The 25,029-nt window shown below is 63.3% G+C and carries 20 protein-coding genes, 1 tRNA gene and 1 riboswitch; all 21 genes read right to left on the bottom strand.

Going from position 1 to position 25,029, the window contains the following annotated elements; translation table 11 throughout:
• Nucleotides 1–33 precede the first annotated feature (33 nt).
• The gene (locus ACX3VQ_RS03245) at nucleotides 34–1,947 is read right to left on the bottom strand and encodes a TonB-dependent receptor plug domain-containing protein (RefSeq protein ID WP_462579518.1); all 1,914 of its coding nucleotides are present in this window, start codon (nucleotides 1,945–1,947) and stop codon (nucleotides 34–36) included.
• A gap of 179 nt (nucleotides 1,948–2,126) precedes the next feature.
• Nucleotides 2,127–2,330: riboswitch (cobalamin riboswitch) on the bottom strand.
• Nucleotides 2,331–2,419: 89 nt separating this feature from the next.
• A tRNA-Ala gene (locus ACX3VQ_RS03250) sits at nucleotides 2,420–2,495 on the bottom strand.
• A gap of 164 nt (nucleotides 2,496–2,659) precedes the next feature.
• Entirely contained in the window at nucleotides 2,660–3,358 is a 699-nt protein-coding gene (locus tag ACX3VQ_RS03255; protein WP_462579519.1) for a hypothetical protein, read from the bottom strand.
• Nucleotides 3,359–3,571: 213 nt separating this feature from the next.
• Complete coding sequence (locus ACX3VQ_RS03260; protein ID WP_462571563.1) at nucleotides 3,572–4,312, bottom strand: Bax inhibitor-1/YccA family protein; 741 nt, start codon at nucleotides 4,310–4,312, stop codon at nucleotides 3,572–3,574.
• Nucleotides 4,313–4,422: 110 nt separating this feature from the next.
• On the bottom strand, nucleotides 4,423–5,235 hold the full coding sequence (locus ACX3VQ_RS03265; RefSeq protein ID WP_462579520.1) for a pyrroline-5-carboxylate reductase family protein: 813 nt from the start codon (nucleotides 5,233–5,235) through the stop codon (nucleotides 4,423–4,425).
• Between the two features lie 54 nt (nucleotides 5,236–5,289).
• Nucleotides 5,290–5,796 (bottom strand): type III secretion system chaperone family protein, encoded by a 507-nt coding sequence (locus tag ACX3VQ_RS03270; RefSeq protein ID WP_462571561.1) that lies wholly within the window; start codon nucleotides 5,794–5,796, stop codon nucleotides 5,290–5,292.
• Between the two features lie 154 nt (nucleotides 5,797–5,950).
• Entirely contained in the window at nucleotides 5,951–7,333 is a 1,383-nt protein-coding gene (locus ACX3VQ_RS03275) for an SPOR domain-containing protein (protein WP_462579522.1), read from the bottom strand.
• A 92-nt stretch (nucleotides 7,334–7,425) separates the two neighbouring features.
• Nucleotides 7,426–9,198: a cell division protein FtsZ gene (ftsZ, locus tag ACX3VQ_RS03280; protein WP_462579524.1), complete on the bottom strand. Its 1,773-nt coding sequence runs from the start codon at nucleotides 9,196–9,198 to the stop codon at nucleotides 7,426–7,428.
• Between the two features lie 132 nt (nucleotides 9,199–9,330).
• Nucleotides 9,331–10,611 (bottom strand): cell division protein FtsA, encoded by a 1,281-nt coding sequence (gene ftsA, locus ACX3VQ_RS03285; protein WP_462579526.1) that lies wholly within the window; start codon nucleotides 10,609–10,611, stop codon nucleotides 9,331–9,333.
• Entirely contained in the window at nucleotides 10,611–11,534 is a 924-nt protein-coding gene (locus tag ACX3VQ_RS03290) for a cell division protein FtsQ/DivIB (protein ID WP_462579528.1), read from the bottom strand. The genes ftsA and ACX3VQ_RS03290 overlap by 1 nt, the downstream gene beginning before the upstream one ends.
• Nucleotides 11,521–12,516 (bottom strand): D-alanine--D-alanine ligase, encoded by a 996-nt coding sequence (locus ACX3VQ_RS03295; RefSeq protein ID WP_462579529.1) that lies wholly within the window; start codon nucleotides 12,514–12,516, stop codon nucleotides 11,521–11,523. The genes ACX3VQ_RS03290 and ACX3VQ_RS03295 overlap by 14 nt, the downstream gene beginning before the upstream one ends.
• Nucleotides 12,513–13,406: a UDP-N-acetylmuramate dehydrogenase gene (gene murB / locus ACX3VQ_RS03300; protein ID WP_462579530.1), complete on the bottom strand. Its 894-nt coding sequence runs from the start codon at nucleotides 13,404–13,406 to the stop codon at nucleotides 12,513–12,515. Before murB ends, ACX3VQ_RS03295 begins: the two co-directional genes overlap by 4 nt.
• The gene (murC, locus tag ACX3VQ_RS03305) at nucleotides 13,403–14,842 is read right to left on the bottom strand and encodes a UDP-N-acetylmuramate--L-alanine ligase (RefSeq protein ID WP_462579531.1); all 1,440 of its coding nucleotides are present in this window, start codon (nucleotides 14,840–14,842) and stop codon (nucleotides 13,403–13,405) included. Before murC ends, murB begins: the two co-directional genes overlap by 4 nt.
• Nucleotides 14,839–16,125, bottom strand: a complete 1,287-nt coding sequence (gene murG / locus ACX3VQ_RS03310) for an undecaprenyldiphospho-muramoylpentapeptide beta-N-acetylglucosaminyltransferase (RefSeq protein WP_462579533.1) — start codon at nucleotides 16,123–16,125, stop codon at nucleotides 14,839–14,841. The genes murC and murG overlap by 4 nt, the downstream gene beginning before the upstream one ends.
• Complete coding sequence (locus ACX3VQ_RS03315; protein ID WP_462571549.1) at nucleotides 16,122–17,351, bottom strand: FtsW/RodA/SpoVE family cell cycle protein; 1,230 nt, start codon at nucleotides 17,349–17,351, stop codon at nucleotides 16,122–16,124. Before ACX3VQ_RS03315 ends, murG begins: the two co-directional genes overlap by 4 nt.
• Nucleotides 17,348–18,721, bottom strand: a complete 1,374-nt coding sequence (murD, locus tag ACX3VQ_RS03320; RefSeq protein WP_462579534.1) for a UDP-N-acetylmuramoyl-L-alanine--D-glutamate ligase — start codon at nucleotides 18,719–18,721, stop codon at nucleotides 17,348–17,350. Before murD ends, ACX3VQ_RS03315 begins: the two co-directional genes overlap by 4 nt.
• Before the next feature lie 7 nt (nucleotides 18,722–18,728).
• The gene (mraY, locus tag ACX3VQ_RS03325) at nucleotides 18,729–19,799 is read right to left on the bottom strand and encodes a phospho-N-acetylmuramoyl-pentapeptide-transferase (protein ID WP_462579535.1); all 1,071 of its coding nucleotides are present in this window, start codon (nucleotides 19,797–19,799) and stop codon (nucleotides 18,729–18,731) included.
• A gap of 9 nt (nucleotides 19,800–19,808) precedes the next feature.
• Nucleotides 19,809–21,287: a UDP-N-acetylmuramoyl-tripeptide--D-alanyl-D-alanine ligase gene (locus ACX3VQ_RS03330; protein ID WP_462579536.1), complete on the bottom strand. Its 1,479-nt coding sequence runs from the start codon at nucleotides 21,285–21,287 to the stop codon at nucleotides 19,809–19,811.
• Entirely contained in the window at nucleotides 21,284–22,741 is a 1,458-nt protein-coding gene (locus ACX3VQ_RS03335) for a UDP-N-acetylmuramoyl-L-alanyl-D-glutamate--2,6-diaminopimelate ligase (protein ID WP_462580675.1), read from the bottom strand. The genes ACX3VQ_RS03330 and ACX3VQ_RS03335 overlap by 4 nt, the downstream gene beginning before the upstream one ends.
• Complete coding sequence (locus tag ACX3VQ_RS03340; RefSeq protein WP_462579537.1) at nucleotides 22,741–24,495, bottom strand: peptidoglycan D,D-transpeptidase FtsI family protein; 1,755 nt, start codon at nucleotides 24,493–24,495, stop codon at nucleotides 22,741–22,743. Before ACX3VQ_RS03340 ends, ACX3VQ_RS03335 begins: the two co-directional genes overlap by 1 nt.
• A complete protein-coding gene (locus ACX3VQ_RS03345) occupies nucleotides 24,492–25,028 on the bottom strand; it encodes a hypothetical protein (RefSeq protein WP_462571542.1) in 537 nt (178 codons plus the stop codon). The genes ACX3VQ_RS03340 and ACX3VQ_RS03345 overlap by 4 nt, the downstream gene beginning before the upstream one ends.
• Nucleotide 25,029 lies beyond the last annotated feature (1 nt).

Genomic DNA, 25,029 nt, shown 5'->3' on the forward strand with positions numbered 1-25,029 from the left:
TGCGAGCGATTTGGCGAGCGCCCCTGGTGAAGTTCAGAGCGCGATGCGTAAACCGCCGATTACCGAACGGCCCGGCGAGATGAAGCTGAACACCTGTTCGTAAGTCTCATCGAGGAGATTTTCGATCCGCGCAAACAACTTGATGGAATCGGACACGCGCGTCTCCGCCGCCAGATTGACCAGCGTAAAACTGTCCAGCCGGACCGTAACCGGAATGAAGCTGGGATCGGTGAAGGCCAGATCATCGCTTGCGCCATTGTGCCGCACGATCAGCGTGGCTGAAGCTGTATCACCTGGCGCAGTCCACGTCAGCACGGCCGAGGCGATATTGGCGGGGCGGCGCACTTCCTTGACCCCGTTCTCCGCGGCATCAAGCCAGCTGTAGGCCGCATCGAGCGTGACTTGCGGGCTAAGCTGCGCGCGTGCGCTCAGTTCAATGCCTTGTTGCTTTGACAGCGTATCTCGATTGGCCGGCATCGCGATAAAATCCGGCGGCGGGAAATCGGTAAAGATCTCATCCTTCAGCTCGCTGTCGAACCAGGTCGCGGAAAACCGGATTGCGCCACCTGCAAGCGACTGATCGAACCCCACTTCCCAACCGGTCGACTTCTCCGGCCGAAGCCCCGCATTGCCGATGAAGCGCCCGTCCACGAAGCCGTAAAGTTCGAAAAAGCCGGGATTCTTGATCCCGCTGCCATAGGCCGCGCGGATACGGGTGCCCGGTGCGGCATCCACAGCGCCTGCGACGCGGAAGGTCCCTGGGTCGGCAAAGCGATTATTGATGTCCTTACGAAGCGCCGCCGAAAGATCGAAGCGTTCTCCTGCCGCGCGATATTCGCCCACCAACCCGATGTTGCGCGTGCTGCGGCGCCCGGTGAAGGCAAAGCCGAACGGATCGGTATTGCGGAATGTTTCGCGTTCGATATCGGCAGCGAAGGTCAGGCCATGCGCGAATACCGGGCCGCCCAGCGACAGAGTGGAGACATAGGAACCCTTGAGCCGCTGCCCCTTGTGCCCGAATGTGCGTCCGATGGGGCCGAAACTGTCGCGGCTGATATCCGCCATCTGCCCGGAAAGATCGTGCACCCAGCGCCCGCCCAGCGTCTCTGCCCGCGCTCCGACCAGAGCATAGAGCGCATTCTGTTCGAAGCGGGCCTGAGGCGAATCGACGACCATGCCGAATGTCGGGCTGGCCGGGTCGAAATCCTGATCGTTGAACTGCCCTTCGCTCAATGTATAGCGCGCCGCCGCTCGCAGCGCGATGCCGGGTGCCGCTTCGACCGAGCCCTTGGCCGCAAGCGTATAGCCATCGCGCCCGATCTTGCGGCTGCCGCCCCGCGCATTGGGCGTGCCATTGGTGGAAACCAGCGTCGCGCTCAGGGCAAGATCATGCCCCTCGCCTGCCAATCCAGCCAGTGCAGCGGCGTTGACGGTGCCAAAGCTGCCCGCTTCGATCCTTGCGGAAAGCCCCGGAGCCTCGCGCCCAGACGCGCTGCGATAGGCAATGACGCCTCCGATCGCATCCGACCCGTATAGCGCGGATTGCGGACCGCGCAGCACCTCTACGCTGGAGCCCAGATCGGCTTGCAATGTCCCGACATCGAACTCGCCAGCGAAGGGATCGGACACTTCGATCCCGTCAACCAGCACCAGCACATGGTTGGCTTCGCTGCCGCGCAGGCGCAGCTGGGTTTGCCCGGCCACACCGCTCACCGCCACGCCGGGCACATCGCGCAGCACATCGGCCACGTCGCGCACCTGGCGCCGCTCGAGATCGTCGGCGGTCAGGATCGTGGCAGAGCCGGGGTAATCACCGGCAAGCTGAGGATCGCCCGAACGGCTGGAACTGACCAGGATTTCGTCTTCGGAGTGTGGTGCCGTCTGGCCCTGTGCGGACGACGGGAGCGCAAGCGCGATCACGCCCGCCGCAATGACATTATGTCGCATGTAGAATCACTACCTTCTCGCGCCTGAGCGATGTCAGGGCCGGGATCTCCTCCCGTTGCGGGAAGCGGCGCCGTGCGCAGGGCCAGCGCCTGCCCCGCCCACGGCATCGTAGCGGCCCCGGCCGCGCTTCGTCGCTCAGACGAAAAGGTTTCGCGCCGGGCCAATCCCTGGACCAGGCAAGAGCGACTGCGCATCCGGTCGGTCTCCTGGCTTGCGGGTCACCGCGCCTCACTCCCCTTCCCAGGCCCGTCGAGGCCCAGTGAGTGCACCATGATCCATGGCGCGTGAATGAAACGCTCGCCGCTTACAGTTGCAGGGACAGCCGCGGAATTGGACGTTTCCCGCCCGCACCGCGTTCCCGTTACCGGCACGCAAGTCGTGAAGGAGCCGCCTTGCAGCCGCCCGTTCACGTGCATGGCTTTAGGTAAGCCAATAGGCCGGATCAAGAGTCAGAAATGGGGAAATATCCACCTGGTGGAGCCGAGCGGGATCGAACCGCTGACCTCGTCATTGCGAACGACGCGCTCTCCCAACTGAGCTACGGCCCCGTTCAGGTGTTCCAGGCGAGGGCATACCTTCGCATCGGGAGGCGGCAAATAGCGAATGGCTGCGCGCCCTGCAAAGAAAAATTGCTTTCCTGCGCCCGATACAGGTCAGGCAACACCCCTGTGGAGGGGACATCGCCTGATTCTGCGTTTGAACTTATCCGAGCCTAGTTTGAACCTGCCGCTACACTGGTAGCCTGGCGATAGGTCGCTTCAAGCGTGCGCGAACCGCCACTGCCATAACGAGCATCCCAGGCAGCCAGATCGACCCGGTATTTCTCGTAAGCACTGAAGAAATTCTCGAACACCTGCTCCATGCGCGGCAGCGCGTTCTGGGCGAATTCGCGCAGCTGGCCACCGGGAACCTGATTGACCTCGCCGCTCAGCTGCAATGCCACATTGCAAAAATCGGGCAGCACGGGTGGCAGCGCGAAGTAGTTGTAAACGCGCGTCATATAGGCGTCTTGATACTCGCGGAATGAACGCCCGTGCTTGTTGCGATATTCGGCCGCCAGGGCATTGTTGGCCGCAGCCAGTTCGCGCGAGTGACGCTTGAGAAAGGTGCGATAGTTATCGACCAGCCCGGTATGCTCGGGGCGTGTGCAATTCAGGGCCGCGACATTAAGGCCTGAGCGCAAATTCCACAGTGTCTGTTGCTCGCTGATACCCACATTCACGGTCTCGCGAATGCCAGCTGTGGACAGTTGCGGGATCGCCATGGTGGCAAATGCACCGGCCGGCGGCGTGGGCCGCGGCGGGATCACCACCATCGGTGGCGGGGGTGGCGCGACCGCCACCGGCGCCGGAGGCGGCGGCGGCGCTGCGCACGCTGCCAGAGCTGCGACAGTGGCGGCTACAACCGCCATTCTGGTTTTTGAAATCATTCCTCGACCCATGGTTTGCCTTGCCCATCTGTTGTGATCCTGGGGAAAGCTAGTCAGAGTGTCCCTAACACCGGCTGAACCCCGAGGGTTAATGCAGCAGGAGTATACCGTCTTGCAGGCAAAGAAAATGCCCGAGGCGCGTGTAGCGCCCCGGGCACGATGAAATGACTCATGCTTGCGACCATCTGCGCTGGATCATTCGCGCGACCCCATGAAGCGCAGCAGGAACAGGAACATGTTGATGAAATCGAGGTACAGGCTGAGCGCGCCAAGGATAATCGCCTTGCCAGCCCATTCGGTGCCCCGATAATAGCTGTACTCTTTCTTCAGCCGCTGCGTGTCATAGGCGGTGAGGCCGGCAAAGATCAGCACACCGATCGCACCAACCGCATAGTTGAGAGCCGGCGACTGAAGCCACCAGTTGAGCAGGGTGGCCACGAGCAGGCCGATCACACCCATGATCAGGAAGCTGCCCCAACCAGAGATGTCTTTCTTGGTGGTGTAACCCCACAGGCTAAGCCCCGCGAAAGCTGCCGAAGTGGCAAAGAATGTCGCCGCGATCGAACCGCCGGTATAGACTAGGAAGATAGTCGAGAGCGACAGGCCCATCAGCGTGGCAAAGCCCCAGAACATCATCTGCAGCGTGCCCTTGCTGAACCGGTTTGCGCCGAAGCTCATCGCAAAGACGATCGCCAGTGGTGAAAGTGCCACCAGCCACATCATCGGGCCTTGCGCGAACTGCAGCGCCAGCCCTGACCGTGCGGTGAGCAGCGCCACGATGCCGGTTAGAAGCACGCCTGATGTCATGTAGTTGTAAATCGAGAGCATGTGCTTGCGCAGCCCGGCATCGAACACCGTGGCGGTGCGCGGCACTGAAGCGCCGGCGAAGCCCTGCTCCTGCTGTTGCATGCGCTGGGTTTCGTTCCAATCAGCCATTGTAATACCTACTCCGATAATAACGGGCGCGGATTTAGCGCCATCTCCGCGAATATCGGGATTTTGTGAGCGATTTTCAAGCAAAACCGGCTTGCAAAGCGTGCAACTATTTAACCTTGCTCCCGGCCCCGCCCAGCCAGCTCGCTTCCCTTGGCGGCAGTCGCCCGCAATGTCTCGATCAGAAGTGATTTCAATGCGTTATCGGCATCGAGCACATTCAAGCCCTCGCGCGTCATGCCGCCGGGGCTGGCCACGCGATCGGCCAGCTCCCCGGATGGCACACCTGCCGATGCGGCAAGGCTGGACGCTCCTTCGACGGTTGCCAACGCCAGACTATCGGCCATTTCCTCGTCAATGCCCAGCTCCTGCGCGGCAGCGGAAAGGGCGTCGATGAAGCGATAGACGAAGCCCGGCCCGGATCCCACCAATGCCGTCACCAGATCGAAACGAGCCTCGTCATCAAGCCACATTGCCGTGCCAAGCTTGCCGAAAAGTGCCTGTGCCGCATCGCGCTGTGCGCTGCCCAGGCCAGTTTCCGCCAGGATCACAGGCGACTTGCCGATCCGCGCGGCGAGGTTGGGCATCACCCGCACATGCGCAGCGGCAGAGGGGAATGACTGGCGCAGCATGGCAAGGTCGATCCCCGCCAGCAGCGAGAAAACGGTCACTCCTTCGCTGGCCAGCGCTTGCAGGCCCGGGCCGAAAGCGCCCAGTTGCTGCGGCTTGAAGCCCAGCAAAACCGCGTCATGATCCGGCTGCGAAGGCGGCTCACGATACAGGTTCACGCCCGGCGGCACATCGGGTATCGCAGGGTCGAGCACTTCGAAACGCGCCGGATCCTCGCCGGAAGCCAGCCATCCGGCCAGCATGGCGCCGCCCATGTTGCCACAACCGATAATCAGCAATTTATTGAATTCAGCCATTCAAACTCCCCTTGGGCCGGGGATCCACAGCCACGGGCTTAATGAGTCCTGACCCTAAGCCTCGCCTGCGGCATCGACAAGCGCCGCTTCGAGCGCGCTGCGCGGGCTCTTGTCACCCCATAGTACAAACTGGAAAGCTGGATAGAATCGATCGCACTCGTCAATCGCGATCTCCACCAGCGCCTGAGCCTGATCAATGCTGAGCAAGCCATCATCGCCCATCAATGCCCCGTGCCGATAAAGCAGCACATTCCCCTTCGACCAGATATCGAAATGCCCCAACCACATCTGCTCGTTGACAAGTGCCAGCAATTCATAGGCCTGCTTTTGCTTGTCATCCGACACGCGAATGTCGGGCAGGCAAAGCAATTGCAGCACATTATCCTCACCGCGCCAGATCGCCTTGAGCTGGTACTTGGCCCAACTGCCCTGCACCTCGCCAGCCAGCTCGTCATCGCTGGTTACTTCAAAGGCCCAGCCACGCGCCTCGAACAGCGCAGCCAGCATTTCCACCGGTGCGGCATCGTCTGATCCGACGTATTCGATTTCGCGCGGTCTCATGCCGGGGCGCTCTCAAAGTGGGTCTTGCTTTGCATCGCCATGCTGATTGCCTCGGACGCAGGGGGTAAGGCAATGGCCATGCAACACCGGGCTGGGGAGAACCCAACTGGCTTGTTCAAAGCCTGTGCAAAGAAACCTGTGAGTTTGATTTTAATTATTTTAATTCAATGACTTCTTCACCATCCGGGCTGGTATAGGCGAAGCTGTCAAACCCCTGCGCACGCAGTGACTGCACCATTTCGCGCGCATCGTCACGGCTTTCGAAGGGGCCGGTCAGCAAGCGGTTGGCCTGGCCCCAGCGAGTGACATAGGCGCCGCTGTCATCCAGCAGATCGGGCGCCTTGCGCACCATCCTGCGCCAATCAAACTTGAGCGCATCACGGTCCCGCCCGGTAGCCATCTGGACCCAATGTCGGCTGGGATTTGCAGGTGGCGCGGGTTCCGCCTGCACGCGCGATTCGCGCGGAATTTCGATTGCGGTAACATCGACCGCCCCATCACGCGCCTGAGCGGGCGCAGCCGATGGACCGGCAAGTCCGTTAAATGCCTCCGCAACACTGGCCTGCGGTTCAACGACCTGGGCGCGGCTAACCTGCGCCAGCCGGCTCTCATTGCGCGGCGGAGAAGAAGCCGGGGCGGCGCGGGTGCTAGGCTGGCCGAGCGGCGTACCGCGCGGTGCAAGTCTATTGTCGGCCTTGGCGGCGGCAGCACCGGCACCCGAACCCGCCTTGCGTGCGATCCGCTGATCGTCCCGCCCGATTTCCGCGGCTCGCGGAAAAATTCCCAGATTGGCAGCTGCAGCCTGCTGCGATGGCGTGAGACGAGGCATAAAGGCAAGATAGGGCGCCATCCGGCTGGCAAGATCGGTCGGCATCAGCTGACCGGCGAGTGCCGCCGCATCATCGCTATCTCCCAATATCGCCAGCCCAAAGGCGCGAGCGCGAAACGCCGCCAGATCGCGCCGATCGAGCAGCGGCCGCAAGGCGGCCTCAAACCCGGCACGCTCACCCGTAATGGCAAGGCTGATCGCCAGCCGCCGCCGGGTCTCGTCATCGGGCTCCGTCGCCAGCACGGTGCGATAGCTCTGCTGCGCCAGGGCACTGTTTCCAACCAGGTCCTGAGCCAGGCCCCAGTCGCTCAGGATTGCGTCGGTGTTGGCTCCGGCCTGCTCGGCTTCGGCGAACATCTGCAGTGCTTCCACCGGCCGCTGCGAACGGAGGTAGACTGATGCCATGCCCAGCTTGGCTTGGGCATGCTCGGGCGAGAGCGACAAGGCACGGCCAAAAAAGCCCAGCGCAGCGTCGAGATCTCCCACTCCAAGCGATGCGCCACCTGCCTCAACCAGCGCCCCAAGGTCTTGCGGGTTGCTGGCCAGGCGTTGCAGTGCATCACGCAGCCTCTCGACTTCTGGCGTCGGCAGCGACTGCACCACTTCGCGCGATGTCGACAGGCTGTTTGGCTGCTGCGCGCTCAACGTAGCTGGCAAAGCAAGCGCAAAGCACACAGCAGTTACCGCGATTCGGAAGCTGACCTTCATGCCGCCTTCAAGACAGCAAGCCGCTATCTACCGCTAGTGCAGCTGAGCCGAACTGCAGGTAAACGCGCGACGAACTGCGCTGAGCGCGCGTGTTATTGATTGTTCTGCCTGCCAAGGAAGCGCGGGATGCTGAGAGAGGAACCGCCATCGTCTTCCTCGTCTTCCTCGTCATCTTCCTCTTCAGAGCGCCCCGCACCGCGTGACAGATTGGCCATGCGTTCGAACAACGTGCTACCGGTTGCTGCGGCACCGCCGGCTGCTCCACCGGCCCCCGCACCGCGTCCTGCGGCAGATTTGCCTGCATCGCTGCCCGCTGCACTATCGCCGTCACCGCCGCTGGAAACGGAGTCATCGCCAGAACTGGAGTCACTCGCACTGCGACCTCCCAGTATCGAAGCGCGGCGGCCGCCTTGATGGCCTGCTTCGTTCGCATCGGCGGGATCGACTGATGCGGCCGGAGCTTCGGCTGTCAGATCGAACGGCTCCTGATCGAATTGGGGTGCAGCATCACCGTGGTTGGCCGCTTCACTGCCATCACCGGCGATATCGCCATAGGGATCGTTTTCCTCGTTGCGCAATCCGGCGAGCGGATCGACGATCCCATCCACGTCATCATCCTCGTCATCGCCCATGTCATCGCCAAATTGCATGCCGGTGAGATCGAATGGCTCAGCCGCCGATTCCTCGTAGTCCTCCTCCAGATCATATTCCGGCTGGTCCGCGCGCTCAGGCGCGGTCTCGCCTTCTGCTTCCATGGCCAGCTCAAGCGGCTCCTCATCCATCGGCTCCGCAAACGGCGCAGGCGACGCATTGTTATCGCCGATTTCAAGTACCGGCCGTTTGGGCGGGCGAGCGCCACCGAGCGAAATCGGCGTCGCATCGGGCGCGCGCTGGACGGCGTGCTGGTCAATGCCCGTGGCTACCACCGAAACGCGAATCTTTCCTTCCAGATCGGGATTGAAGGCCGAACCCCAGATGATATTTGCGTCTTCATCCACCAGTTCGCGGATGTGGTTGGCTGCCTCGTCGACTTCGAGCAGCTTCATGTCCTCGCCGCCAATGATCGAGATAATCACCCCCTTGGCCCCGGCCATGCTGACCCCGTCAAGCAGCGGATTGGCGATGGCGCGTTCGGCGGCTTCAAGCGCGCGGTTCTCACCCTCGCCCTCGCCGGTGCCCATCATCGCCTTGCCCATTTCGCTCATGACAGAGCGAACATCGGCAAAATCGAGATTGATCAGCCCAGGCATTACCATCAGATCGGTGATCGAACGAACGCCTTGCTGCAACACCTCGTCGGCCAGCATAAATGCTTCCTTGAAGGTGGTTTCCGCCTTGGCGATCAGGAACAGGTTCTGGTTCGGGATCACGATCAGCGTATCGACATGCTTCTGCAGCTCGTCGATGCCCGCTTCTGCCGCACGCATGCGGCGGGTGCCCTCGAACAGGAACGGCTTGGTCACTACGCCCACGGTGAGCACACCCTTGCGGCGGGCCGCCTCGGCGATCACCGGCGCAGCGCCGGTGCCCGTGCCGCCGCCCATGCCTGCGGCGATAAACACCATGTTGACCCCGTCGAGTGCATCCTCGATCTCGGCCACGGTTTCTTCCGCTGCTGCCTTGCCCACTTCAGGCCGCGCGCCCGCGCCCAGGCCGCCGGTGATTTCGGGACCTAGCTGGATCTTGGTGTTCGCCCGCGACATGCTGAGCGCCTGTGCGTCGGTATTGGCACAGATGAAGTCCACACCTTCGATCTCGGCCTCAATCATATTGGCAATCGCATTGCCGCCGGCCCCGCCGATTCCCACCACGGTAATCCGGGGGCGCAGGTCCTCGCTTGAAGCCGGTCCGATATTGATACTCATCTCTTCGCCCTCCGAGCGCAAAGCGCGCCCATTAACCATTACCCTGTATTTGGCACAAAGCCGCTACACCTTTGATAGCGTAATAACCCTTATCCACAGTGGTTAAAGCGGCCATCGTGCGTCCTTGTTCCATCAAAAGTTCTCTCTAAGCGCCCGCCACAGCCGTTGAATCCCGAAAGCGCCGCCCAAACGGGTGATCGGCGCACTCGCCGCGCCCACCGAACGTATGTCGATCGGATCGTCTGCCGCATAGAGGCACAGCCCCGCCAGTGTAGCAAACCCCGGCGTCGCATGCGCCTCTGGCAGTCCGGTAAGTGCTGGCGGGCGACCGATCCGCACCGGCATGCCCAGCGCGCCTTGGGCAAACTCTGCCAGCCCGGCCAGTTCGGCCCCTCCGCCCGTCATCACCACCTGCCCGCCGCGCACCCCGGTAAAGCCCATTGCCTTGAGTGCGCGCCCGATCTCATCGGTCAGCCCGGAAAGATGCTGGGTAACGATCGATACCAGTTCAGCACGCGCGATGCGGTTCTTGTCATCCGCCCCGCGCGCAACAGGGCCCGCCTGATCATCGCCCGGCCCGTTGACGGGGATCATTTCGCGGTGGTCGGTCGGGCTGGCAATGGCAGAACCCGAAACGCATTTGAGCCGTTCCGCCTGAAAGCGGCGGATGCCGAAAGCAGAAGCGACGGCATCGGTAATGTCGCCCGATCCGAATGGCAGCGCCTTGAGCCCCAGCAGCATACCCGCCGCATAAACCGCGACATTGGTTACTTCACCGCCGATCTCGATCAGCGCCACGCCAAGTTCGCGCTCTTCCTCGCTAAGGCAGGCATAACCTGCCGCCAGCGGCGCCGCGACAATCGCCTCGACATCCAGATGCGCGTTCTGCACTGCCTCAGTGAGGTTTCTCACCGGGGCGCCATCAGCCAAAATCACGTGCACATCGACCCCAAGCCGCTCGGCATGCAAGCCCTTGGGATTGGCCACGCCATGCGCCCCGTCGAGTGTGTAATGCGCCGGCTGAGCATGCAGCACCATGCGGCCATCGGGCTGGACAGTCTCGCGCGCCGATATCAGCAAGTGCTCGATATCTTCTTCCTCGATGCGCCGTCCGCCAATGTCGATCTCGACCCTGGCGACCTTGCTCGCTAGGCCCGCCCCGGCGCAACCCACCCACACGCTTTGCACGCTGGTGCCGGCGTTCTTTTCCGCCCGCTCCACCGCATCGCGGATGGCATAGGTTGCCGCCGCCATATCGGTGACATAACCGCGCTTGATCCCGTTCGAAGCGCGATGGCCCGATCCGAGCACTTGCAGCTCGCCATTCTCGGTCTGCCCCATAATCATCGCGGAGATGCGGAACGAACCGGTGTTGACGGCACCGAAATAGCGGGTGAAGCGGGTCGCGGCCATCAGGGTGTCTCTGTCTCTTCTGCCTGTTTGGGCGCGTTCAACAGCGCGTCCGCGCGGCCCGGAATGCGCATGTAGATGCGCGGCGGCGCACGCATGTCAAAAGTCGTCACTTCCCCGCCCAGCAGGCGATTCTGCCCGTCGAGCCGCGCAAAGGATACCAGCGCGGCAGCAGCGCCGTCCTCGCCCTGCGGCAGCGCCAGCACCTGCTTGGTCTGAAAGGTCAGGTTCCAGCGGCGATTGCCGACCCACTCCGCCCCTCGAACCTGCGGACGCAGCGCCGGCGCAGCCTCAAGCAGCCGTTCGAGCGCTGCCACCTGGCGCGCAGCACCCGGCCCGGAAATCAACAGCCTGTCACCAATCGCGGCGCGGCTGATCGGTTCAAGTTCGGTTCCTTCAACATCGACCAGCATGAAACGATCCGGCTTTTGCAGCACTGCATGCGGCACGCGCTCGACAATATCGATTGCCAGCGTGCCCGGCAGCTGGCGCGAGACGCGCGCATCCTTGACCCAGGCAAGCTGGAGCAGATCCTCGCGGATTGCCTGGAGATCAACCTGCGGCATGGGCCGGTCCCGCTCGCCCAGCACGCGCTCATAGACGCGATCATCGTTCATCCGTTCGATCCCGCTCACGCGGACATGGCGCACTTCGAAGCCCGCCTTGGACGCCATTTGCGAGATCTGCGCCTGCACCAGCGCGGGAACGCCCGCGATACTCGCGACCAGCCAGGCCAGCGCCAGGGCAGCCGCGATGATGAGGTAGAGGAAAATGCGCTGTAGCTGGTCTTCGGTGAAGGGGAGCAGCCCCATCAGCCAATCGACTATGCGGCCGGTGATGCTGCGCGCCTTGCGCGCCTTGCTTGCCCGGTCGTTCGCCCTGGCGACCCGGCGCACCCCTCTGGCAGAGCGCTTAATCGTCGCCATCGCCGCCTCCGGCCAGCTTTTCGGGCGCATGCTTGCGCAAGGCCGCGGCAATGATCGCTTCGACCAGATCGGCATAGTCCATGCCGGCATGGCGCGCCTGTTCGGGCACCAGGCTGAGCGGGGTCATACCGGGCTGGGTATTGGTCTCGAGCACGAACAACCCCTGTTCACCCTGCTCGTCATCCCAGCGGAAATCGGTGCGGCTGGTGCCCGCACAGCCCAGCACGCGGTGCGCGCGCAGCGCATAGTCTTCGCACAGCGCCGCGATTTCGGGCGGAATCTGCGCCGGGCAGACGTGCTGGGTGCGGCCTTCGGTATATTTGTGCTCGTAATCGTAGAAGCCGCTGTCGATCACCAGTTCGGTCACGCCCAGCGCGCGCGGGCCATCGGGCGTATCGATCACAGCGGATGTGAGCTCGCGCCCGCGGATGAAGGGTTCTGCCAGCAGTTCGGCAAAATCCTGCCACGGGCCAGGCGTGTCGCGCCCGATCGGATTGCCGTAATTGCCCTCAGCGGTAACGATCGCGACACCAACCGACGATCCTTCGTTGACCGGCTTGAGCACGTAGGGCCGCGGCAACGGGTCTTTTTCGAACAGCTCCTTGCTCTTGACGATCCGCCCGCCCGGCATGGGGATGCCGTGCGGCACTAGCGCCTGCTTGGTCAGCTGCTTGTCGATTGCGATCACCGATGTCGCGAGGCCCGAATGGGTATAGGGAATGCCCATCAGATCGAGCATGCCCTGCACGCTGCCATCTTCGCCCGGCACGCCGTGGAGCGCGTTGAACACCACATCGGGCGCAGCTTCGGCGATGCGCGCGGCAACTTGTCGGTCCATGTCGATGCGGGTGACGCGGTGGCCACGACTTTCGAGCGCCTCAGCCACGCCCTTGCCGCTCATCAGCGAAACTTCGCGTTCATTGGCCCAGCCGCCCATCAGAACCGCGATGTGTAGCTTCGGGAGTTTGGGAAGACGGGTCATGGCCGCCCCACCCGCTGGATTTCCCATTCCAGCTCAATCCCGCAATTCTCTCGCACGCGGCGGCGCACTTCCTCGCCCAGCGCCTCGATATCGCTGCTGGTCGCGTCGCCCGTATTGATGAGGAAATTGGTGTGCTTTTCCGATACCTGCGCGCCGCCCAGCCTGAGCCTGCGGCAACCCGCTGCGTCAACCAGTTGCCAGGCCTTGTGCCCTGCGGGGTTCTTGAAGGTCGAGCCGCCCGTCTTGGTCCGCAGCGGCTGCGATTCCTCGCGTGCGGCGGCGATGCGGTCCATCTCCGCTCCGATGACTGCCGGATCGCCCGGCAATCCCTGAAAGCGCGCCGAAACCACCACCGCCCCATCGGGCAGGCTGGAATGGCGATAGGTATAGGTCAGATCAGACGCCGAGAGCGTGGCCAGCCTGCCATCAGGCATCACCACCTCGCAATCGATCAATATGTCGGCCACTTCGCGGCCATAGGCGCCGCCATTCATCTTGACGAAGCCGCCTACGGTGCCCGGTATCCCGCGCAGAAATTCGAGGCCCGCAATCCCCGCATCGCGTGCGGTCGAGCTGACCAGTATACCGCTCGCCCCGCCGCCGCATTCGAGCCGGTGGCCGCCTAGCACCTTTACGCCGGCAAACGCCTTGCCCAGCCGCACCACCACACCGGGCACCCCGCCGTCGCGCACGATCATGTTCGAGCCCAGGCCCAGGGCCATCACCGGCATGCTGCCGTCCAGCCCCGCCAGGAACTGCCGCAGATCGTCAAGATCGGCAGGTTCGAACAGCCAGTCGGCATTGCCTCCTGTCTTGAACCAGACCAGCCTGGCAAGCGGCGCCTGCGGCGTCAGCCTGCCGCGAACGCCTGGCAAGGTGGCAGTAGTCATGCGGATTTCCCCGCCGCTGCATCGATCGCCGGCGCCAGCCCCGCTGCCCATCTGGTGATGTCGCCTGCCCCCAGGCACACTACAATATCGCCCGCCTCAAGCTCTTGCCCGAGCACTCGCGCCAACTCGCTCTGGTCGGCGACCGTGGAGGCGGCGCGGTGCCCGCGTGACTTCAGCCCCGCCACCAGCGCTTCCGCATCAATGCCCTCGATCGGTTCCTCGCCCGCCGTATAGACGGGGGTCACGAACACCTGATCGGCATCGTTGAAGCAGCTCTGAAACTCGTCCATCAGGTCACGCAGCCGCGTAAAGCGATGCGGCTGGGCCACCGCGATTACCCGCCCGCCATTGATACCGCCCACGGCTTCACGCGCCGCAGCCAGCACCGCCTGGATTTCGACCGGGTGGTGCGCGTAATCGTCAATGATCGACACCGTGCCGCCCTTGCGCGCAAATTCGCCCACGCGAGTAAAGCGCCGCCGTACCCCGCTGAATGCTTCAAAGCCTTCACGGATCACACTTTCATCGCAGCCCATCTCGATCGCCACGGCAATCGCGGCGAGCGCGTTCTGCACGTTGTGCCTCCCCGGCATCGGCAGGCGCACGCCTTCGATCCGGCGGTCTTCCTCACCGCGCTGGCGCACGATTACGTCAAACAGGTTCCCGCCCGCATCCGGCCGGATGTTCACGCCGCAAATATCGGCCTGGAGCGAGAAGCCATAGGTCACAACCTTGCGGTCGCGCACCTGGCCGATCACTGCCTGCACCTCGGGATGATCGATGCACAGCACCGCCGCGCCATAGAAGGGCACATTGTGAATGAATTCGACGAAGGCGCGCTTGACGCCCTCGAAGTCGCCGTAGTGATCGAGATGTTCGGGATCGATATTGGTGACCACTGCGATCGTCCCGTCGAGCCGCAGGAAGCTGCCATCGCTCTCGTCCGCTTCAACCACCATCCAGTCTGACGCGCCCAGCCGGGCGTTCGAGCCATATTGCTCGATGATCCCGCCATTGATGACGGTGGGATCGATGCCTCCACGATCAAGCAGTGCGGCGATCATGCTGGTGGTGGTGGTCTTGCCATGCGTGCCTGCCACTGCGACGGTGGACTTGAGCCGCATCAGCTCGGCCAGCATCTCCGCGCGGCGCACCACGGGAATGCGCGCTTCAAGCGCGGCGGCGACTTCGGGATTGCTGCGCTTGACCGCAGTCGAAGTGACGACCACCGCCACCCCGTCCACATTCTCGCGCGCATGGCCTATGCTGATCGCGATCCCGCGGGCGCGGAGCCGCTCGACACTGGGGCTGTCCGACAAGTCCGATCCCTGCACCTGATAGCCGAGATTGTGCATCACTTCAGCGATGCCCGACATCCCGATCCCGCCGATGCCGACAAAGTGGATCACCCCGATATCGGTGCCGACACCCTTCATTCTGCGCGGTCCCGGTTGGCCGTACCCGCCGTGCGCGCACCTTCGCCCGCCCGACTGTGCCCACTGGAACCAACGCGGATCACATCCATCAGATCGATCCGTCCGAAACTCTCGACCAGATCTGCAAGGTCGCGCGCGGCGTGCGGTCGCCCGCAATTCCAGGCCGCATGGGCGGCATTGGAGAGCGTTTGCGGCGCCATCGCCATCGCCTGGATCTGTAGCGAGATATCCTTCGAAAGCTTCTGCAAGGCGTCGGATTGCGCCACACGCTCACGGTTGTCCTTGTGATCCCAGCCGGTGACTTCCTTAACCGTTACGGCTGGCTGGCGGATCATACGCGCCCCGCCCGCCTTCACCATTTCGCGGGTATTGGCGGCCTGGTGATCGTCAGTCGCGATCGGTAGCGGGATCAGGATCGCCGGGCGTCCCACCGCGGTCAGCTCGGCAATGGTCGATGCGCCCGCGCGCCCGATGAACAGGTGGCATTCGGCAAGGCGCACCTCCATATCCTCGAAATAGGTGCCCAGCTCTGCCGGAATATCATGCGTGCGATAGCGCTCGCGCACCCGCTCCAGATCTTCCGCCCGGCATTGCTGCGTCACCTGCAAACGCTGACGCAAGGCGGGCGGCAGCATTGCCAGGCCATCGGGCACCACTTCGGACAGCACCCGCGCACCCTGGCTTCCGCCTGTAACCAGCACCTTGAGCAGCCCGTCTTCGGTGAAAGGCGGATAGTCCTCGTCACGCAGTGCCAGCACTTCGGGTCGCACCGGATTGCCTACGACATGCACCTTGTCCGTGTGCTTGTGCTTGAGCCGCTCGACCTCGAGATAGGCGGTGGCGATCGCATCGACCCGCCCGGCGAGCAGGCGGTTGACGCGGCCCAGCACCGCGTTCTGTTCATGGATCACCGTCGGAATACCCGATCCCCCAGCGGCCAGCATGGCGGGCAAAGCAGGATAGCCGCCAAAGCCCACCACCGCGCTGGGTGCAAAACTGTCAAACAGGCGGTGCGCCATGGCGCGGCCTTCAAGCACTGCCTTGATCCCGCCAAGCCAGCGCAGCGGGTTCTTGCCGAAACGCCCGGCGGGGATAACATGCGCGGTGAGGAAATCGGGTTTGCCAGGGATTGCCGCCCCGCGCTCGTCGGTGATCAGCGCGACATGGTGCCCGCGCCGATCAAGCTCCTGCGCCAGTGCAAAGGCAGGAATCAGATGGCCGCCGGTGCCGCCTGCGGCGAGCACATAATGGCGGCTGGCGCCGGTTCGGATGTCGCCGCTCATGTCGGCTCCTCCTTGCGTTCGAACAATGCCTTCAGGCCCGGTGATTGCCGCCTCAGGAAGGGGTTGCGGCGGGTGATCGCCAGCAGCAGGCCGATGGTCAGGCACATTGCGATAGTCGACGAACCGCCATAGCTTACCAGCGGCAAGGTCATGCCCTTGGAAGGGAACATCTGCAGATTGACCAGTATATTGATGAACGCCTGGCCGCCGATCGCCGCGACCAGTCCCGCACCGCCGAGCACGGTGAAAAGATTGTCATCATCCACCAGCCGTATCAACACGCGCCACAGCAGCGCTATGTAAAGCACCACCACAAAGGCGCAGATGAGCAGGCCGAATTCCTCGCCGATGACGGAGAAGATATAGTCGGTATGTGCTTCAGGCAGGTTCATCTTGCGTACCCCCAACCATAGCCCCGTCCCGGTCCAGCCGCCAGCCAGAAGCGTGCGTTGCGCCAGGTCGACCTGATCGAAGGCAGTGCCGCCGCCGATGAAGGAATCGATCCGATGGCGCGCATTGTCGTACAGGAAATAGGCTGCGGTGACGCCCACGATACCTGCCCCTACCAGCACGCTCAGCCGCTGCACGCTGACGCCTGAAAGCAATACCAGCACGAACCATATACCGGCGAACAGCATGGTGTCGCCCAGATTGGGCTGAAGCATCAGCAAAATGGCTATCAGCGCCATGATCGCTGAGGCAAAGGCAAGCACCGGCAGGCCTGGATCGCGCAATCTGAGGCTGAGTATCCACGCCAGCAGAACGGCAAATCCGGGCTTGAGAAACTCTGAGGGCTGCAGTGAAAAGCCGAAATTGATCCAGCGCCGCGCGCCATTGACTTCGAAACCGATCATCGGGACCAGTGCCAGCAACACCAGCATCGCGGATGCCAGAAGGATGCCGGCCTGCCGCGCGCGCTCACGCGACAACAGCGAAGTGCCCAGCATCACGCTCAGCCCCAACGCCTGCCACACCAGGTGCTGCTTGAAGAAATAGAACTCGCTCAGCTGCACATCGACTGTCGAAAGCCGATCTGAGCTGGCGGGCGAGGCGGCCGCGACTGCACCAGTGCCAATCAGCATCAGCAGCAGCACAAGGCCAAGCACGACCTTGTCGATCTCGCGCCACCAGATGCGCAGTTCGGCACGCCAGTCAATCCGCAGGTTCGCCGCGCCAGACGCGCCTTTGCCGCGATGGTGCGGGATATAGGGTTTGGCGCTGCTCATGCCGATTCCCCTGATTCAAGCGCAGACTGGATCTCGTCGCTCGCGCCGGTCAGGGCAGCCACCACCTGGCGAAAATGCGCCCCGCGCGCTTCATAATCGCGGAACTGGTCGAAACTGGCACAGGCCGGGGACAGCAGGATCACTTCGCCTGACCGTGCGCGCGCCATCGCCCGCCCGACAGCATCATTGAGCATTTCGGCCCGCTCGACGTGGATATGCGGCTCGAGCAGCTCGGCAAAGCGCGGGCCTGCCTCGCCAATGGTATAGGCCGCCGCGATGTTGCCTAGATGATCGGCGCATGGCCCCAGCCCGTCTTCCTTGGGCAGCCCGCCGACGATCCAGTGGATGCGCGGCGCGCCGCCGTTGATCTTGGGGTCAGGCGGCCAGGCGGCCAGCGCGGGGGCTGCACTGTCTGGATTGGTTGCCTTGCTATCATTGATGAACAGCACGCCTTCGTGCTTGGTCACAAGCTCCATGCGGTGCGGCAGACCGTGAAAGCTCGCCATTCCGCGCTGCCACTGCTCGCGCTTCAGGCCCAGTTCCTCGACCAGCGCCACCGCAACCGCTGCGTTTTCGAGATTGTGAGGCCCGGCAAGCGCCGGCCAGCCGATCTGCTCAGCGGCCAAGGCCTTTAGATCGGCACATACTGCCCGCGCCTGGCCTCGCCGCGCGGCCTCGCGTTCACGGATCGCACAGGTCGGCGCGTCACCGCAGCCGAACACCGCGAACTGCTGCGATTGCTGCATTTCAAACAGGCGCGCTTTCGCCGCGGCATAGGCGGAGAATCCGTCGTAACGGTCAAGATGATCGGGTGTGATATTGCTGAGCGATGCTGCATCGCACTCGAGCGAGAAGGTCAGGTCGATCTGGTAACTGGACAACTCCAGCACATACACGCCGCCTTCCGGCAGCGGATCCTGCGCCAGGATCGGTAGGCCGATATTGCCGCCCATCGCGGCCGGTACGCCAGCGGCCTTCAGGATATGGTGCACCAGCGCGGTGGTGGTCGATTTACCATTGGTGCCGGTAATCCCCACAACCTTGTGCGGCGGCAGCTCGGCGCGGGCCTGAGCGAACAGTTCTATATCGCCGATCACCGGCACGGCGAACCTTGCCGCATGCGGCACAATCGGATGGGTGTTGAGCGGCACGCCGGGCGAAACGACTACACCATCGAACCCGGTCAGATCCTTTTCCAGCGGATCGGCCAGCTCGCAGCGCCCCTCAAACGGCGTGCGCGCATTGTCCTGCCGGTCCCACGCCAGCACCCGTGCTCCGCTGGCCAGCAAGGCCTCGACGGTCGCCGCGCCGGAGCGCGCGAGGCCGAGCACCGCGTAACTTTTTCCGGAAAAGGCCTGCGCTGTTATCACCGCCCGGTCACCTCACCTTCAGTGTGGCAAGGCCCGCCATCGCCAGCACGATTGCAATGATCCAGAAACGGATCACCACCTTGCTTTCGCTCCAGCCCAACTGTTCGAAATGGTGGTGTATCGGCGCCATGCGGAACACCCGCTTGCCCGTGCGCTTGAACCAGAACACCTGGATGATCACGCTGGCGGTTTCAGCCACGAACAATCCACCCACGATCAGCAGCACGATCTCGTGGTGGCTCGCCACCGCGATCGTACCCAGCGCGCCCCCCAGTGCCAGCGATCCCGTGTCGCCCATGAACACTGCGGCCGGCGGCGCGTTGAACCACAGAAAAGCGAGACCCGCCCCCATGATGGCGGCGCAGAAGATCGCCAGTTCGCCTGCGCCCTCGACATAGGGGATACCGAGATAGGCGGAATAGTCGACGCGCCCGACCAGATAGGCGATCAGCGCGAAGGTGCCCGCCGCAATTATCACAGGCATAATCGCCAGACCGTCAAGCCCGTCGGTCAGATTTACCGCATTGCCGAAGCCCACGATCAGAGTGGCGGCGAAGAGGAAATAGAATGGCCCGAGCGGGATCGAAACGCCGCTGAGAAAGGGGACATAGAGATTGGTGCTGACCTGGCTGACGATGATGTAGGAGGCGACGCCCGCCACGATGAATTCCAGCAACAGCCGCACGCGGCCCGACACACCCCGATGGCTGGCCTTGGAAACCTTGTCATAATCGTCGAGGAAACCGATCAGGCCGAAACCGATCGTCACAGCGAAACAGGCCCAAACCAGCGGATTGCTCAGGTCCATCCAAAGCAGCAGCGCAAAAGTGAGCGAAACCATGATCATCAGGCCGCCCATGGTGGGCGTACCGCGCTTGGCAAGGTGCGATTGCGGGCCGTCCTCACGGATCGGCTGCCCCTTGCCCTGCCGCACGCGCAGCAGGTTGATGAAACGCGGGCCGATCAGCAGGCCAAAGAACAGCGCGGTAATCAGCGTCGCACCGGCACGAAAGGTCTGGTAGCGTACGAGGTTGAGAACGCCTTCGAAACCCAGCCATTCGGCGATCAGGTATAGCATGCGATTATCCTAGGTTCCGCCCGGGCCCTTCGACCCGGATAGACCTGTAAAATGTGACACCAGCGCACCGAGGCCGACCGAATTGGAACCTTTGACAAGGATCGCGTCACCATGGGTGAGCCCGAACTCCTTGAGCGCCGCAATCGCCTCGGCTGGTGTATCGCAATGCGCGAAGCCACCGGGAATGCCAAGCGATTGCACGCCCGCTTTCCCCAATTCACGCGCCAACACGCGCATCTCCTCACCCACCAGCACCGCATAGTCGATCTTTGCCTCGGTCAGCGGCTCGATCAGCTGGGCGTGGAACTTCGGTCCGAAATCCCCCAGCTCCTTCATGCTGCCCAGCACTGCAATGCGGCGGGTGGCAGGCGTTTGGCCCAATTGCCGCAGCGTTGCCCGCATCGAAGCAGGATTGGCATTGTAGCTTTCATCGATCAGCAGCGCCTTGCCGCCCGGCACGGCCAGCTGGTGGCGCGCGCCGCGCCCTTTCAGCCCGCCCATTTCCGCCAGCGCCAGCCCCGCTGCACCCAGATCGCCCCCTGCGGCCTTGACCGCAGCCATCACGCCCAATGAGTTGGCGATCCAGTGCTCGCCCGGCTCCGCCACCGAATAGCACAGCCGCGTATCGCCCAGGTCCGCCGTCACCAGCGAGCCGCCATTGGCGCTGGGGATCGCATCAAGCAGCCGCACGTCTGCATCTGCCGCGGCACCGAAAGTCACCACTTTCGCGCCATATTGCCGCGCGATAGCGACCATTTGCGCGCAGTGTGGGCTGTCCGCCGGGATCACTGCCGTACCACCGGGCACAAGCCCTGAGAAAATCGAGGCTTTCTCGTCGGCGATCGCCTCCATGCTGCCGAGATTTTCAATATGCGCAGGGGCAATTGTGGTGATCAGCGCGACATGTGGGCGCACATGAGCGGCAAGCGGGGCAATCTCGCCCGCATGGTTCATCCCCATTTCGAACACACCAAAGCGGCTGCGCGCGGACATGCGCGCCAGGCTCAAGGGCACGCCGACGTGGTTGTTGTAGCTGCGCACACTGCGATGCGCCGCCCCGCGGCTGGCGCGGTCGAGCGCGAGGAAGATGCTTTCCTTGACCCCGGTCTTGCCCACCGAACCCGTTACCGCGATCCGCACCGCCCCGGCGCGTTCGCGTGCGGCATGGGCCAGCGCATGCAGCGCCGCCGTGGTATCTTCGACCAGCACATGCGGAAATTCCACCGGGTGATCGACGATCGCCGCCACCGCGCCATTGGCAAAGGCTTGCGGCAGGAAATTGTGCCCGTCCATCGCCTCACCCTTGAGCGCAATGAACAGATCGCCGCGGCGCACATCGCGCGAATCCATCTCGACGCCGGAAACCTGGAAATCATGGCTTGCAGCGCCGCCGGTTGCCGCCGCGATCTCGGCTGAATTCCACAGCGCAAGTGGCAATGCGTCGCGCCGGTCCACAGGCCATCTGCGCAGGGCCCCCAGTGCATTCATTGCGACACCTCGCGCGCTACCTGCACGTCATCGAACGGCAATACCCACATATTCTCTCCCGACCCGATTATTTGTCCCTGTTCGTGCCCCTTGCCTGCAACAAGCACGATATCCTTTGCGCCGGCCCTGCGAATGGCCTCGGCGATGGCTTCGCGCCGGTCGCCGATCTCGATTGCATCCGGCGCGCCCGCCAGCACCGCAGCGCGGATGGCTGCGGGGTCTTCACCGCGCGGATTGTCATCGGTCACGATCACCACTTCGCTGCCCTTGCTCGCCGCCTCGCCCATTTCCACACGCTTGCCCTGATCCCGGTCGCCGCCTGCGCCGAACACAGTGATCAGCCTGCCCTCGACATGCGGGCGCAAGGCATCGATCGCCGCGACCAGCGCATCCGGCGTGTGCGCATAGTCGACATAGACCGGCGCTCCTTGCGCAGAGATGGCTGCGCGCTCCAACCGCCCGCGCACGGGCTGGAGGCGATTTGCCGCGTCAAGTACCTGGCCTGGCGCGCTGCCAGTCGCAATCGCCAGCCCGCAGGCGGTCAGCGCATTGGCAGCCTGATATGCCCCGATCAGCGGCAGATTGATCGAGCGCGGCTGGCCATCGTGTTCAATCTCCAGCGTCTGTCCCAACTGGGTTGGCTTGCGGGCAAGCAGGCGGATGAATTCGCCCCGCTCGCCCACCGTCAGCACGCGCAGCTTATGCGATTTCGCGTGCCCAATGGCCTGGCGGGTCCACTCGCTATCGTCCTCGCCATGCCAGATCACCGCCGCTGCGCCGGGCTGCATCACGTCGTCAAACAGCCGCATCTTGGCGGCAAAATAGGCTTCCATCGAGCCGTGATAATCCAGATGATCGCGGCTGAAATTGGTGAAAGCACCAGCGACAACCGGCACGCCTTCGTTGCGATACTGGTCGAGCCCGTGGCTTGACGCTTCATAGGCGACATGCGTCACGCCTTCGCGTGCGAGGCCGCTCATATTGCTCAGGAAGGTAACTATATCGGGCGTTGTCAGGCCGGTTGAAACGCTACCGTCCGGGGTCGTCACGCCCAATGTGCCAATGCTTGCTGCCCGCTCGCCGCCCATCAGCCACAGCTGGCGGGCCATCTCTACTGTCGAGGTTTTGCCATTGGTGCCGGTGACCGCGACGATGGTATGCGGAACCGGGGTGAAGAAAGCCGCCGCCAACCGGGCAAAGGCGCGGCGCGGCTCGGCGTCTGCAAGATGCACCGCGCCTTCCACTTTTGCTTCGGCGCGCGCGACCACCGCAATTGCGCCAGCCTTTATCGCCGCCGGGATGAAATCCTCACCGTTGAAGCGCGCACCCTTGAAGGCGCCAAACACCGTGCCCGGCGCAACCTTGCGGTGGTCGATCGCAAAGCCCGTCACCTCGGCGTCACCCGCGCCTGCGATTGCAATCCCCGCCTTTTCTGCCAGCGCCCCCAGCCGCATCACTCTTTCTCCGGTACGAGCGATTGAAGATCGGTCAGGTCGACGTCACGGGTATTGTCAGGCCGCACGCCCAGCAGCGGGCCGATCCGCGGCACCAGCCTTCCCACGATCGGGGCTGCATTCCACGCGGCGGTGCGCTGATAGGAGCTGGCAACAGTGCCGTGCGGCTCATCAAGCATCGCAATCACCACATAGCGCGGATGATCCATCGGAAAGACTGCGGCAAAGGTCGAAACAAGCGAGGAGCGCCTGTATCCGCCAGCGCCAGGCTTTTCGGCCGAACCGGTCTTGCCACCAACGCGAAACCCTGGCGCATCGGCATTCCTGCCAGTCCCATAGAGCGAGATCATGCGCAGCAGCTGGCGCATGCGCGAGGAGGTGGAAGCCTTGAACACCCGCCGGCCGCGCGGAATCTCATGCGCTTCAAGCTTGTGCAGGGTCGCTGGACGCCAGATCCCGCCATTGACCATTGCTGCATATGCGCTGGCCAGATGCAGCGGGGTCACCGCGATGCCATGGCCGTAACTTACCGTCATATTGGTAAGCCGCGCCCAATCCTTGCCCGGCCACAGCGGGAAACCGCGCGCCGGCAGCTCGATATAGGGCCGCTCGTTCATACCCAGGTCGATCATGGTGCGGCGCAGGCGTTCGGGGCCAAGTTCATCGGCCACCCGTGCAGTAACGGTATTGGAGGAATGGATCAGCGCTTGGGGCACGTTCAGCGTCGCGCCCTTGGGCTTGAGATCCTTGATGGTAAATCGCCCGACCTTGAACGGCTCAGCGTTCCACGGCTTGGCGAGGTCGCGCACCACCCCGGCATCGATCGCAGCTGCGATAGTCAATGGTTTGAAAGTGGAGCCGAGTTCATAGACCTGATTGGTCACCCGATTGAAAGCGCGCGGGGTTTCGCCGCGTTCCGTGGCTTCCTTGGGCAGCACCAGGTCATTGCTCTGGACAGCATTGGGATCGAATTCGGGCAGCGATGCCAGCGCCAGCACCTCTCCGCTATCGACATCAAGCACGATTCCGGCAGCCCCCATCGCGTTGACCGCCAGCATCCCGCGCCGCAGTTCATCCTCAAGCGCGCCCTGCACGCGAATATCGATCGAAAGCGGCGCTGAATTGCCGCGCAACGCCGGATCGCGCAATTGCTGATCGAGCACCTGCTCCATGCCGATCTTGCCCTGGCCATCCGAATTCACATAACCCAGCACATGCGCCGCCAACATGCCTTGCGGATAGTGCCGGTCATTTTCGCGCGGCATTTCCAGCGCCAGTTCGCCGATCGCCTGCACGCGATTGGCATCTTCGGGCAGCACGCGGCGGCGCAAATAGCCTGCCTTGCCCGAAGCCAGCCGCTCGGCAATGTCGATTTCATCAATCTCGGGGAAGATCGCATTCAGCTGCCGGGCTACTTCCTGCGGCGACTTGACCAGCGGCGATCCGCCCTCACCCATGGCGCTTGGATTATACCACAGCGCATAAGCGGGGAACGCACGCGCCAAGGGCACCCCATTGCGATCGGTGATTTCACCGCGCGGCGGCAGCAGCGCTTCTTCCAGCGAGGTGCGCACCGGGCCGTGATCGGCCAGGCCCAGGTAAGCGATGCGGACCAGCGCTGCAAACGCTACCAGCGCAAAAACCAGTGCGATCCACAGCACGCGCCAGTGCGCCTGCGCCAGTGATTGGCGCCGGAACGTAACGAGCTGGACCCTGCCGCTGGATATGGCCGCGCTGGCCGAAAGTGTGTTCATTCAATAGCCTCGGCGCTCAGCAAGGTGCGCGCATTGGCGCTGCGCACCGGTGAGGCATCGGCCAGCAATTCGCCCACCGCTTCCGCAAGGCTGTCTGTGGCATCGGGCATGTCTGCGGCTGCCAAGGTTACCGGGCGCCCTGAAACCGGGGACACCATCGGGCGCGGTTCGCGTGCTGTTGCGCCATCGGCCGCGGCTTCGGCACTCGCAAAGCGGATCGGGCTCGGAGCATCTGGCCCACGCGCAGCGCCAAGCGATGCAAGTTGCAGTTCGCCTTCAAGGAATTGATCGGCGCGCGGGGCGAGATAGCCGAAATCGACCGCGTTCCATTCGGCCAGCTGCCGCTGGTTGGCGCGGGCTTCGAACTCAGTTTCGAGCATCATGGTTTCCCGCTCAAGCGCGATCAGTTCGCGCTCGGCGAGCGAGACTTCACTTTTGACCGCGTGGACCTGAAAACTGAGCGCGAGGAACGCGCCACAACACGCGGCGAGCACGATAAGCCAGCCAATCTGGCGCAAGCGGGATCCGGTCATG

The sequence above is a fragment of the Altererythrobacter chaiwopuensis genome, from assembly GCF_054957735.1.